The sequence below is a fragment of the Rhodopseudomonas palustris genome, assembly GCF_003226555.1.
GTDB classification, from domain to species: Bacteria; Pseudomonadota; Alphaproteobacteria; order Rhizobiales; family Xanthobacteraceae; genus Rhodopseudomonas; species Rhodopseudomonas palustris_I.
In genome coordinates this window covers 93012-105858 of sequence record NZ_QKQS01000001.1, presented here as the reverse complement: position 1 = coordinate 105858, position 12847 = coordinate 93012, and the positions used below count along the sequence as shown (strand labels likewise).

General features: G+C 63.5%; 9 protein-coding genes and 1 tRNA gene. All 10 read left to right on the top strand.

What is annotated here, in order from left to right; translation table 11 throughout:
- The 10 genes from DNX69_RS00575 to DNX69_RS00525 all read left to right on the top strand — a co-directional run bounded on the left by DNX69_RS00575 (position 1) and on the right by DNX69_RS00525 (position 12807).
- Complete coding sequence (locus DNX69_RS00575) at positions 1-246, top strand: hypothetical protein (RefSeq protein ID WP_110783965.1); 246 nt, start codon at positions 1-3, stop codon at positions 244-246.
- Complete coding sequence (locus tag DNX69_RS00570; protein ID WP_110783964.1) at positions 246-647, top strand: hypothetical protein; 402 nt, start codon at positions 246-248, stop codon at positions 645-647. The genes DNX69_RS00575 and DNX69_RS00570 overlap by 1 nt, the downstream gene beginning before the upstream one ends.
- A 52-nt stretch (positions 648-699) precedes the next feature.
- A tRNA-Asn gene (locus DNX69_RS00565) sits at positions 700-775 on the top strand.
- Between the two features lie 254 nt (positions 776-1029).
- Entirely contained in the window at positions 1030-1971 is a 942-nt protein-coding gene (locus tag DNX69_RS00555) for a hypothetical protein (protein ID WP_207803093.1), read from the top strand.
- A 90-nt stretch (positions 1972-2061) separates the two neighbouring features.
- Entirely contained in the window at positions 2062-2631 is a 570-nt protein-coding gene (locus DNX69_RS00550; RefSeq protein WP_165825149.1) for a hypothetical protein, read from the top strand.
- A complete protein-coding gene (locus DNX69_RS00545; RefSeq protein ID WP_110783960.1) occupies positions 2631-5015 on the top strand; it encodes a hypothetical protein in 2385 nt (794 codons plus the stop codon). The genes DNX69_RS00550 and DNX69_RS00545 overlap by 1 nt, the downstream gene beginning before the upstream one ends.
- On the top strand, positions 5015-5488 hold the full coding sequence (locus DNX69_RS00540) for a phage protein Gp13 family protein (RefSeq protein WP_110783958.1): 474 nt from the start codon (positions 5015-5017) through the stop codon (positions 5486-5488). Before DNX69_RS00545 ends, DNX69_RS00540 begins: the two co-directional genes overlap by 1 nt.
- Positions 5479-6039 (top strand): virion core protein, T7 gp14 family, encoded by a 561-nt coding sequence (locus DNX69_RS00535; RefSeq protein WP_133255949.1) that lies wholly within the window; start codon positions 5479-5481, stop codon positions 6037-6039. Before DNX69_RS00540 ends, DNX69_RS00535 begins: the two co-directional genes overlap by 10 nt.
- A 245-nt stretch (positions 6040-6284) precedes the next feature.
- Entirely contained in the window at positions 6285-8321 is a 2037-nt protein-coding gene (locus DNX69_RS00530; RefSeq protein ID WP_133255948.1) for a hypothetical protein, read from the top strand.
- A 55-nt stretch (positions 8322-8376) separates the two neighbouring features.
- Positions 8377-12807, top strand: a complete 4431-nt coding sequence (locus DNX69_RS00525; RefSeq protein ID WP_110783953.1) for a D-alanyl-D-alanine carboxypeptidase family protein — start codon at positions 8377-8379, stop codon at positions 12805-12807.
- The last annotated feature ends 40 nt before the right edge of the window (positions 12808-12847 follow it).

Genomic DNA, 12847 nt, shown 5'->3' with positions numbered 1-12847 from the left:
ATGTTCCGTCGCTTCACGCGGCGGTGCGGGCGGCTGCCTCTGTTCCGTCTTGGACTGATCACCATCCTGTTGAGTCAGTTCATCGACGGGCTGGATGCCCTCATGGGCCTCAACCTCGCTGCGATCCTACCCGAGGGTTGGGACCCGGCTGAGGTGATGGCGTACATCGGGCTCGCGAAGATTGGGCTTCGGCTCGTCTTCGCGCTCGCGACTGCGCTCCAGCGGGACTCGCCGGACCCCGGCTAATGTGGCTGCTCACGCTCGCCACTAAGCTCTTCTCCAGTACGATCCTCGAAAGGGTCGTCGGTTATTTGGAGAAGCGGTCCAACGACGCAGCCGTGATGCACGGCCAAGACACGACCGCCGCGACGCAAATCGTAGTCGCGACGTTGCAGGCTGAGATCGAGGCCCGCAAGGTCCAATCCGAGTTCACGTCAAGACATGACAAGATCGTGGCATGGATTGCTGCGGCGTTCATCCTTCACATCTGGATGCTCGTCCTCGATCACTGCTTCCACCTCGGGTGGAACGTCGGTCCGCTTCCTGATCCCCTCGGGGACTGGGAAGGTCGGATCATTCTCTCTTTCTTCATCGTGGTGCCAACGGCTTCCGTAGCGAAGGCGCTGATCGCCAAGGTGTGGAAGTAACCTCAACAAACCCGGCCCGCCTCTCGAAGAAGCGCATACGGTCGGGTGCTCTTGGGATGTAGCTCAACTGGTAGAGCACCGCACTGTTAATGCGGGAGATGCGGGTTCGAACCCTGCCGCCCCAGCCACATCGGTGTAGCTTAACGGTAAAGCGCCGGTCTCCAAAACCGTGAGATGCAGGTTCGAGTCCTGCCACCCTTGCCAACTCCAGTGGTCAGCAACGTGCCCCTTCTAAGGGGGCGTTCAGGTCCAAGACCACCGCACATCACGACGTTCTTGGCTCGTCCTTCTGCGCACCTGCGGGTGAAGCGAAGGCGAACAACCTTGCGCATCCGATGTCGGGTTCGAGGCCAATCCTCAAATCCACACTGGAGACTAATCAATGACTGACACTGTTGTGTCCCGCGTCGGCCAAATCAACCATACCGGCGACGCACTCGCGCTGTTCCTGAAGGTGTTCTCGGGCGAGGTACTGACCGAGTTCGAGCGCACCACGATGTTCACGGATAAGCACTTCATCCGCCAGATCACTCAGGGCAAGTCGGCGCAATTCCCGCTAATCGGTAAGGCGTCCAGCCGCTACCACACGCCGGGTAAGTGGATCGACGGCACTCAGATCGATCACGCGGAGAAGGTGATCACGATCGACGATCTGCTGATCGCTGACACCTTCATCGCGAACATCGACGAGGCGATGAACCACTACGACGTTCGCGGCCCGTACTCGCAGGAGCTGGGTCGTGAGCTGGCGCAGGCGTTCGACACCAACGTCGCCCGTGTCATGGTTCTCGCGGCCCGCGCGACCAACCCGCTCGCCGGCCGTCCGGGCGGCACCCGCATCTCGAATGCGAACATGGACACGGACAAGGACGTGCTCCGCACCTCGCTGTTCTCGGCGGCACAGAAGCTCGACGAGAAGAACGTCCCGGCCGAAGACCGCACCGCGTTCTTCCGCCCGGCGCAGTTCTACATCATGGCGCAGGACACCACGCTGGTGAACAAGTTCTACGGCAACACCGGCGGTGACCTCGGCCAGGGCTCGCTGAACACCGTTGCTGGCTTCCCGATTGTGAAGACCAACAACGTGCCGGGTGCGGACGACACCGCGAACACCGATGTCCACGTGAAGTATCGCGCGGACTTCAGCAAGACCGTCGGCATCATCTCCCACAAGATGGCTGCGGGCACCGTCAAGCTGATGGACCTCGCGATGGACGCTGAGTACGAGCCGCGCCGTCAGGGCACCTTCATGGTCGCCAAGTACGCGGTCGGCCACGACTGGCTGCGTCCGGAGTGCGCTGTCGAGCTGTACAAGAGCGCCTAAGCGCAACTCCTCACCAACCCTGCCGGGGACCTTCGGGTCCTCGGCTTTTTTCGTTTAGGGACCTCAATGGACACCACTGCGCTCGCTCCGATGTCGGAGATCGAGGCCATCAACGACATGCTCTCGCTGATCTCGGAGAGCCCGGTGGCCTCCCTTGAAGAGGCATCACGCGTCGCCGACGCACAGACTGCAATGCAACTTCTGCGGCGCGAGAGCCGCACCGTGCAGACCCACGGATGGGACTGGAACACCGAGCACGATCTGGTGCTGTCGCCCGACATGGACGGCAACATCATCCTCCCGAAGAACACCATCAAGGTCGACCCGACTGACGGCGACATCGACTGCGTGAACCGGGGCGGCCGGCTCTGGGACCGCACCAACAAGACCTTCAACATCGGTAAGCCTATCTCGCTGACGATCACTTTCGTCCTGCCGTTCGAAGAGCTTCCCGAGACCGCCCGTCGCTACATCTCGATGGCCGCTGGCCGCAAGTTCGAGAACCGCATGATCGGCGACGGCAACTCCCACCAAATCAACGAGCTGGACGTTCTCAAGGCGTGGTCGATCCTCCTGCAAGAGGAGTGTGACAACTCGGAGAGCAACGTCGTTCGGCAATCCACCACGGTCCGGCGCATCGCGCACGGCCGCTTCCGGTAATGACGAAGTTAGTCACTGGCACCATCCCCAACCTCGTCAACGGCGTATCCCAGCAAGCTCCAGCGCTCCGACTGCCCACGCAGGCAGAGAGCCAAGACGGCTATTACTCGACCATCGTCGAGGGCTTGAAGGACAGGCCGCCGACTGAACACATTGCGAAAATTCTCGACACGCTCCCTGAGCGAGTCTTCACCCACATCATCAACCGCGACATCAACGAGAAGTATCTCGTCGTGTTCGACCCTGTGGACGGCATCCTTCGGGTGTACGACTTCCTCGGGGTGGAGCGAGAGGTGTTCTACCCGCGCGGCTTCAACTACCTCGCAGGTGCCGATCCGGCCTCGCTGCGGGCTGTGACAGTCGCTGACTACACGTTCATCACCAATACCACTGTAGCGACCGCAATGGATGCTGAGGTGGCCCCGCTGCGCAAGCCCGAAGCGCTGGTGAACGTGCTCGCCGGCAACTATGGCAAGACCTACTGCATCTACATCAACGGTGTGGTGGCGGCCAAGTACGAGACGCCGGACGGTGACCAAGCATCGGAGGCTCCGTATGTGGACACGGTCTACATCGCGGCCCAGCTCGATGCCTCGCTCCAGGCGAACGGCTTCAACGCCAACGGGTGGCACAGCAACCGCTACCAGAACGCCATCCACATCTTCCACGAGCAGGGCGTCAACTTCAACATCGACGTGCAGGACGGTTACAACGGCAACGCCATGAAGGTGGCGAAGGGGCGCGTGCAGCGGTTCTCCGATCTGCCGCAGTTTGGACCGGACGGCTTCGTCACCGAGGTGATCGGCGACAAGGGCACGACCGGCGACAACTACTTCGTCCGCTTCGAGAAGGGGACTGACGGTCCCGGCGTCTGGAAGGAGTGCGTGAAGCCGGGCACCAAGCTGTACCTGAAGGCGGCCACGATGCCACACGCTCTGATCTCCGAAGCGGACGGCACGTTCACCTTCGACGAGATCGAATGGGACCCGCGCAAGTGCGGCGACGAGGACACCTCGCCGAACCCGTCGTTCGTCGGTGACTACATCGAGGACGTGTTCTTCCACCGCAACCGGCTGGGCTTCCTGTCCGGCGAGAACGCGATCATGTCGCGCAACGGATCGTTCTTCGACTTCTTCCGAACGACGGCCAGCGCGGTGCTGGACGACGACCCGATCGACGTTGGCGCGTCCCACGTGAAGGTCTCGCTGCTCAAGCACGCCGTGCCGTACCAGGATCAGCTCGTGCTGTTCTCGGAGCAAACGCAGTTCACCGTCAGCGGCAATGATCTGCTGACCCCGAAGACGGTCTCGATCCGTCCGCAAACCGAGTACGTGTGCGACGGTAACGTCCGTCCGGTCGGGCTCGGGCAGACGATCTTCTTCGCGGCCCGGCGCGGCGAGTTCACGGCGCTTTGGGAGTACGCGATCGACAAGGTCTCGCAGACTGCGTCGGCATCCGAGGTCACTGCGCACGTCCCGGCTTACGTGCCTTCCGGCATCCGCAAGATGGCTGGCACGTCGAACGAGGGTGTGCTGGCGATGATCGCCTCCAGTGATCCGACGCGCATCTACATCTACCGCTACTACGTCTCGACGGACGGGCAGCGGTTGCAGGCGGCGTGGCAGAAGTGGACCCTGCCTGGAAACCCGGAGCTGCTCAACATCGAGTTCATCGAGAGCGACATGTATGTGGTCGCGAAGCGCGAGGACGGCGTCTATCTGGAGAAGATCAGGATGCAGCCCAACGCCTTTGACGCGGGGCTGGGCTTCCTCGTCCACCTCGATCGGCGCATCCACAGCGACAAGCTGCCGGCCCCGGTCTACAGCCCGTCGTTCAACTACACCGTCTACACACTGCCCTACATGCCGTCCGAGAACATCGTGGCGGTCACGTCGCCGGGCGGTGCGACGCTCCCGGCCATCGAGCTGCCGGTTGCGGTGATCAGCACTAACGGCCGGCAGGTGGCCCTCCGGGGTGACACTCGGGCCGCGAAGGTGTGGTTCGGTGAGCCCTATGAGCGACGCTACCGGTTCTCGCGGTTCTTCCTCCGTCAGCCCTCGGCGAACGGCGGCAGCACTGCGGTGCAGACCGGTCGGCTGCAGATCAAGCAGATGACGTTGGCGCACAACAACTCGGCCTACTTCCGGGTGATCGTGTCTCCGGAGGGGCGACAGCCCTACGTCTACGAGTACACCGGCCGCACGCTGGGCGACGCCAACAACATCCTCGGCCACATCCCGATGCGAGCCGGCAAGATGTCCATCCCGATCCTGTCCCGCAACGACAGGGTCACCATCGAGATCGTCTCGGATAGTTGGATGCCCTCCGCTTTCATCAACGCGGAGTGGACCGGCATCCACAACGAGAAAGCAAGGGAGTTGTAATGCGCGGCTACGTGCAACGCGCGACAGTCGAAGACGTAACCTACATCGCCAACCACTTGAGGCAGGCAGATCGGGACGAGTGTGACGCCATGACAGGCGCACCGCCGGAACTGATCCTGCCTCAATCCGTGGGGGCCGGGCGCGACGTGTGGACCTTCCACCGTGGCGACGGCCTCCCGGCGGGCGTGTTCGGCGTCGATCCGACACCGCTACCCGAGGTCGGCATCGTTTGGATGGTGTCCACAGACGAGATCACCAAGCACAAGTTCGAGTTCCTCACTCGGTGTCGACCCTACGTGGAGGCGCTGAACGACAAGTACCCGATCATCACCAACATGGTGGATGCGCGGAACACCCTACATCATCGCTGGCTCAAGTGGCTCGGCTTCTCTTTCCTACGCAGGATCGAACAGTGGGGTGCGCGTAGCGTCCCCTTCTATGAGTTCGCAAGGATGAAGCAGACATGTGCGTAATGGCCCTTGGGGCAATCGCCCCGATCCTGGGCATCATGAGCAGCATCGGCAGTGCTGTAGTTGGCTACGCGGCGCAGAAGCAGGCGGCCGACGAACAGAACGCCTACTACGCTCGTAATGCCCGCGCCGCGCAGATGGCAGCCGTCAACCAGTACGCCAACCAGCAAAACGCCATCATCCAGAAGCGCAACGAAGCGTCGCAGCAGGTCGAAGAGACCCACATCGCGGCGATGAAGGCGCGAGGTACGGCGCTGACTGCGGCCGGCGAGGCGGGTGTGACCGGACTGTCCGTCGACGCGCTGATCGACGATTACTACGGCCGCGAGGGGCGGCGGGTCGACAGCATCGACCAGAACTACGAGATGGACCGCGACTACATGCGGGCCAACATGGAGAGCACCCGCGCACAGGCGGAGCAGCGCATCAACAGCGTTCGACAGGCGAGCCAGCCGTCCTTCGCAGATGCCGCGATCCGCATCATGTCCGGCGTCGCAAGCGGCATCGGCCAGATGGCTAAGGTCGGCGGCGCAACTCAGGAGTTCGCATTCTAATGGCAAAGGGACGAGTGCAGGCCCCCGAACTGGACGGGCCTGTACCTCTCCGATCACCGGGCGTTCCCGGCGACACCTTCACGGGTGCGCCGCAGGCCCCGATCAACACCGACCTCACGCGCCTCGCCGACGCGTTGAGCAGCTTCAACCACGCCCTGTCCGGCTTCGGCACGGCGGCGCTGGCACAGCAGAAGCGGCAGCAGGCCGAGATCGAAGGCGCCCGCGCCAACAAGCTGATCGCCGGCATGACGCGCGACGAGGCCATCGAGCGGGTGCAGAACGGCACCATGCCCAACTTCGCCGACCCGTATGCGAAGGGGCTGGTCGAGGGGAACGCCGGGCAGGCTTACGGCGAGCGGCTGGTGCTCGGCATCCAAGACCAGATCGCGGCAGGAAAGATCGACCTGTCATCCCGTGAGCCGGGCACGAACATCGAAGACATTCTGACGAAGGCTGCGAACGACGAGCTGCAGAACATGCCGCAGTGGTTCCAAGCCTCGAAGCACGCCATGGCCGGCTTCCAGAAGCGGGTCGAGGGTGCCCGTGACGCGCTCATGAAGGCGCAGATGGAGCAGCGGCAGGCTCGCTTCAATCGCGAGATGGAAGGCGTCGCCTTCGACCAGTTCAACAAGATGTTCGATGCTTCGGCTGGTCAGCCTCCCGAAGCGGTGCAGCAGAAGCTGCGCGGCGTTTACCTCGACATCGGCAACAACACCTTCCTCCGCAACGACCAGCTCGACCAGCAGCTCATGAACGTGCTGCGCAATCGGGCGGCTGACCCCAATTCTGTCGAGACTGTCGTCCACGCCCTCGGCGTTGATCGCGTCGGCCGTGACGGCGAGAAGGTTCCGGCGCTCGGTCAGAACCCGCGCTTCGCCGCCGACGTGCAGCAGATCAGGGACATCGCCCGCAACACGCTCACCCGCAAGTACGACGACACGGTCGAGCAGCAGGCGGTCGCCAACGTGAAGAGCGCGATGGAGCGGCAGGACGGCTCGCTCTGGACGATGGGTAACGCCACCTACAAGAACCCCTACGACCGCGCCAGTCCGGACCGTTCTGTGTCCTTGGACAAGGTCAAGGAGAAGGCGGTGAACGATTGGCTGACGTGGTCCCAGCAGACCGCCGAGAGCCGACGTGAGAGCCCCGACAACCGGTTCGAGCGGGAGTGGAGTGTGCTCACCGCGAACAACATCGCCAACCCTGTGTGGAAGGAGATGCTGTCCGGTCCGCCCAAGGCGTTCGCCAACCCACAGGCGCTGACCAACCCGGCCACCCGGCAGGCAGCCATCGCGGCCGGCGAGCAGTTCATGCGGATGAACGAGCGCAACCATCCCTACGTGAAGAACACGCTGGGCTTGGACAAGAACACGCTCGATTACTATCAGGTCTACGACGCCGCACGGCAGCAGCTCGGCAAGACGCCCGACGAGGCGCTCGACATGGCCGCCGCCGCGATCCGCACCCCGGACAACGAGAACGACCTCGCGGTCCGTGCTCAGCGGGCCAAGGACGTGGAAGCGAAGGTGAAGTCGATGGACTTCAGCACGAGCTTCTGGAGCTACCTGCCGTTCGTCAACAGCGACGCCAAGAACGCTGGAGCCGTGCAGAAGCGCGTCCTCGACGTGGCGACGCTCTACACCCGCATCCCCGGCATGTCCCTCGACGACGCCGTCAAGACCGCTGTGGAGACGGTGCAGAAGCGCTCGACCTACATCAACGGTCACGTAGTCACCGACAACGGCTGGCTGCCGCCGAAGCAGTTCACCGGCAACATCGAGGCCGCGCTGGGCGACTTCCACAAGCAGTACGGCGCATCGAACAACGTGGCTAAGGCAACCGACCTGTCCATCGAGCCGATGGGCGGGGGCGTGTTCCGGATCATCGACGCTGCGACCGAAGGTGGCCGACCGCTCTATGCGAAGGACGCCAAGGGCAACGTCGTGCCGGCGACGATCACGATGCCGATGCTCCTCGGGATGCAGAAGCAGAAGGACAACGCCGACGCCGCTGCCCGCATGGACGCGCAGATCAAGACCCGCGACGCCGCTGTCGAAGTCGAGAAGGAGCGACTGCGGGGTACGCCGGATCGGCTGCTGTCTCCCGCCAAGCGCGAAGAGAAGGCCGCCCTTCCAAACAAGCCGAACGAGCCCCTGCGCCTTGCGCCAGTAGGTGCCATCGCGACGCCGCGCTCGGTGACCGAGGCGGTGCCTCCGAAGGCATTCGAGGACTTGTTCAAGAAACTGCTGAACCCCGGCAATCCCCGCACGGGCGGCAGGTAGTCATTAACAGGCGAGGGGGAGCTGAGGCTCCTCCTACGCCCATTAGGAAGTATTCATGGATGAACTGATGAAGGAAGGTTGGATGCCCGAGGGTGTCACCCTTCCACCCGTACAGCCTGTCGTTCAGCCCGAACCGCAAGTCGAGGCGCAGCCGCAGCCGGTTGTAACCGCCGAGGCGCTGCCGCCAGTGCAAGACCCTGCGGTGATGCAGGGGCTGGAGCAGGCCCCGTTGCAACCGGCCCCGGCCGAGCAGCGGGCGAAGCCGACGCTGACGCAATCCGTCCAGGCGCTGACTCCTTACCTCGCTCAGGGGAAGGACTTGGAGCACCTTAACGGGATGCAGGACGCGCTGGCTGAACGGCTCACCCGTCTCATCTCCGAAGCCCCGCAGAACATTCGCGATGGGCTCAAGATCAATTCAGGCTTCCGCTCCGTCGAGCGTCAGGCCGAAATCTACAAGGAAGCCGTCGCCAAGTACGGCTCCGAAGCTGCGGCGCGACGCTGGGCTGCACCGCCCGGCCGCTCCAACCACAACCACGGGCTCGCCGCCGATCTGGGCTTCGCCAACGACGAAGTCCGTAAGTATGTGCATGACAATGCTGCCCGCTACGGACTGGCGTTCCCGATGGGCCACGAGCCGTGGCACGTCGAGACGGCCGAGGCCCGGACCGTGAAGAAGCCGGTCGAGGTGCCTGCTGACATCAAGGGTTACATCGAAGACGCGGCCCAGCGTGCTGGCGTCCCGGTGCATGTCCTGATGGCAACGGCGAAGCAAGAGAGTGACTTCGGTCGCAACACCAAGAGCACCACCAGCTCGGCGAAGGGACTCTTCCAGTTCACCGATGCGACGTGGTCCGACATGGTGAAGCGTAGTGCAGCGATCTACGGTCTGCCGACGACGGTCACTCCGGATGATCCGAAGGCGAGCGCGTTCATGGCAGCGGAGTACATGCGCCAGAACAAGATCGCATTCGAGAAGGCTCTTGGTCGCACCCAGAAGGATGGAGAGATGTACATCTCGCACTTCATGGGGACTCAGGGTGGTATCAACTTCGTGCGGGCCTACGAGAGCAATCCGAGCGCTGACGCTTCGAAGTTGTTTCCCGAGGCGGCGAAGGCCAACTACAACATCTTCTACGACAAGGCCACAGGTCAGCCCCGCACCGTGGCCCAGGTCTATAGCAAGCTGACCTCCTACATCGATGGTAACACAGATTACGCTGCTGCCGGGCCGACCAACTTCGGCGCTCAGCGCACCGTGACCGACTTCCGGCCGACCGCGCCTACCGTGTCTCAGGGTGAGGTGATGGCTGCCAACGACGCGATGGCGAAGCGCGAGGCTGAGATGCCGTGGTACCAGTCGACGGCGGATGCCATCAGCCAGCATTCAATCACCGCGAGGCTGCTGCGAGACAACCCGCACTTCACTCCGGACGCCAGCTTCGTGTTGACGCCGGAGGTGCAGAAGACACTGCAGACCGAGTACCAGCTCTCTCCCGAGATGCTTCCCCGTCTGGAGAAGGCGGTGTCGGAGCAGCACGCCACCTACATTGCCCAGCAGGCGCAGCGGGACCAGATGGCCCAGCAGCACCTGAGTGACTCGGGCTTCACAGGTGCGGCCCTCTCCCTGGCGACGGCGCTGCTCGACCCGGTATCGCTCAGCGTCGGTGTGGCTACGGGCGGCCTCGGCGACATCGCAGCGGTTGCTGTTGGTGCCGGCCGGGCAGGGCGCGTTGCGGCGCAGGCTGGTGCCGGCGCAGCGGCGAACGTCGGCCTCGAACTGGCGGAGCGGCGGCTCGACATGTCCGGCAGTGAGCACAACCTGCTCATGACGGCTGCAGTCGGCGCGATGTTCGGTGGAGCCTACGGGCTTCTGTCGCGTAACCCGGCAACGATGGCGGAAGCACAGCGGTTGTCCAACCTCGGCAAGTCCATGAAGGACGAGCTGATGGGCGCCACGGCTCCGCACAATCCGAACGCGGTCGGCGCTGCCGGCAACCCGAACGCCACCCTGCCGTTCCTGAGCGACAACGCTTGGGTCGCCACCCGTGACGCGGACGCGCCTTACACGGTCAACAAGGTGGCCGGTGTGAAGGTTGGCCGCTTCGATGCTGTCGGCCAGCTCAAGTCGGTCAAGGACCCGAACACCCGGCTGGTGGGCGGCGCACTCGGCGAGGACGCTGTGGGTAACGCGGACGGCAGCATCAACACGTTCTCGGCCACGGAAGAGATGGAGCTGATGCACCGCAAGGACATCGCCCAGCTCAATCAGATGTGGGCTCCTGCGGCCTCCGAGTGGGCGAAGGACAACGGCTACAAGCTGGGCCGCCTGACCGGCGGTGCCAACTTCAACGACGAGGTCACGGCGTACATCCGCAACACCGACCCGACCGTCGAGTGGCATCCGGCGGTGAAGCGCCTCGGCGATCACATCGCGAAGATGAATGCCGAGAAGCTGCGCGACGCGCAGAACCCACTGCGCCGCGAGGGGCTCGTCGGGCGGCCTGTGAAGGGCTTCGAGGACGTGCCCGAGAACCCGAACTACATGATGCGTATCTACGACTCGTTCAAGCTGAATCAGCTCCTCGACGAGCGGGTGCCGACCGGTGTCGGTCAGCGCGGGCTGGAGGCGTGGTTCAAGGGTGCGATGCGCAGCGCTCAGCCGTGGATCGACGACGAGCTGCTCGACCGGATCGCCGAGGGCACCGTCAAGCGGCTGCGGCAGAAGGCCAACGGCATCGACGAGGCACTCAACCTGATGCACTCGGGCTTCGATGTCGAGCACCTGAAGGAGCTGCTGCGCGACGCCGATCTGGCCGAAGAGCGCATCGACTGGCTGCTGAAGACGATCCGTGTGAAGTCCGAAGCTGCCGGCGACGTGCGGTCAAAGCACCGCGTGATGCTGGACGAGAATTTCGTCCTGCGCGGCTACCGGACGTTCGGCGGTGATGCGCGTGACGTGTCGTTGAAGGACTTCACCGTCACCGACGCGAAGCTGCTGTCGGACCTGTACTTCCGCCACATGAACGGGCGCATCGCGCTCGCTCGCGTTCGGGTGAAGAACCCGACGACCGGCGAGATGCTGATCAACGGCATCACCTCGGACAACGAGTGGGCGACGGTGAAGGGCAAGCTCGCGAAGTCCATGGCGGACAACCACATGGACGCCGTTGAGATCAAGAAGCAGCTCGCAAACCTCGACTTCCTCTACGACCGGACGCTGGGCCGACCCGACCCGGCGCAGGACGGGAAGTGGGCGGACTGGTTGCGTCGTGTTCGGAAGTTCAACTTCCTCCGGCAGGCCGGCTCGTTCGGTCTGGCGCAGCTTCCCGAAATGGCGATGATCCCGGCGAACCTCGGGATCAAGGCGGCGCTACAGCACATGCCCGCCTTCAAGCGCATCATCACGATGGATGGTCGCTCGATCCTCGACGACGGCCTCGCGGCTGAGTTCGAGGCGGCGTTCGGCATTGGCACCGACCGACTCCGTGGCATGCAGTTCTTCCGCAGCGACGAGTTCGGTTACCACGCTGCCGGCGCACTCGGTAAGCTCGACAACGCGCTGGACTTCGGCCAGATGGCCGTTGCCGAAGCGTCGGGCATGACGACCATCAACACGATGCTGCAGCGAACCACTGCCAAGGTGATCGCGCAGAAGTTCGCCGACATGGCGATCAACCCCACGACGATCAACATGAAGCGCATGGCGTCCATCGGCCTCGACGATGCGATGCTCAAGCGGATCATCGGTCAGGTGAAGGACAACTTCACGACCGAGGACGGCATCCTGTTCAAGCACAAGGTCACCCGGATGAACCTCGATAACTGGTCCGATCTGGAGGCCCGCGCTGCGTTCGAGAACGCTGTCTTCCGTTGGGCTCGACGCATCGTGCAGGAGAACGACATCGGCAACATGCACCGCTGGGCGAGCCGACCGCTGTGGCAGATGCTGTTCCAGTTCCGCACGTTCTCACTCACCGCGTGGAACAAGCAGTTCATGGTCAACATGCACCTCCGCGACATGACCTCGTTCAACATCATGATGTACGGGCTCATTGCAGGTGCCGGCGCCTACGCCCTCCGAACCCAACTGCAGGCAATGGGGCGCTCCGACAAGGACGACTACCTGCGCAAGCGGTTGGCCCCGGAGAAGCTGGCGGCCGGTGCGTTCCAAGCGGCGGGCTGGTCCTCGCTGCTGCCGATGGCCATCGACACCGCCGGCTACCTGACCGGCATGAACCCTGTGTTCGATGCACGTACCTCGGGCAACGCCTCCGACATGATCTTCGGCTCGCCGACCATCGGCCTGATCGACGACGTGGCGAAGGCGGCGAAGGGCGTCGTGCAGCCGATCAGGGACGGGCGTGAGCGCTCGCAGCTTGAAAGTCGCGCCATTGCAAAGGTTGCACCTCTGCAGAACTGGGTGCCGGCCTCGGCGCTCTTGTCGACCATGATCTCGGGCCAGCCTGAACGGCCGCCTCGGTAACAACTCGCGGGGGAGGTGATCCCTCCCTCGCACCCTCTCA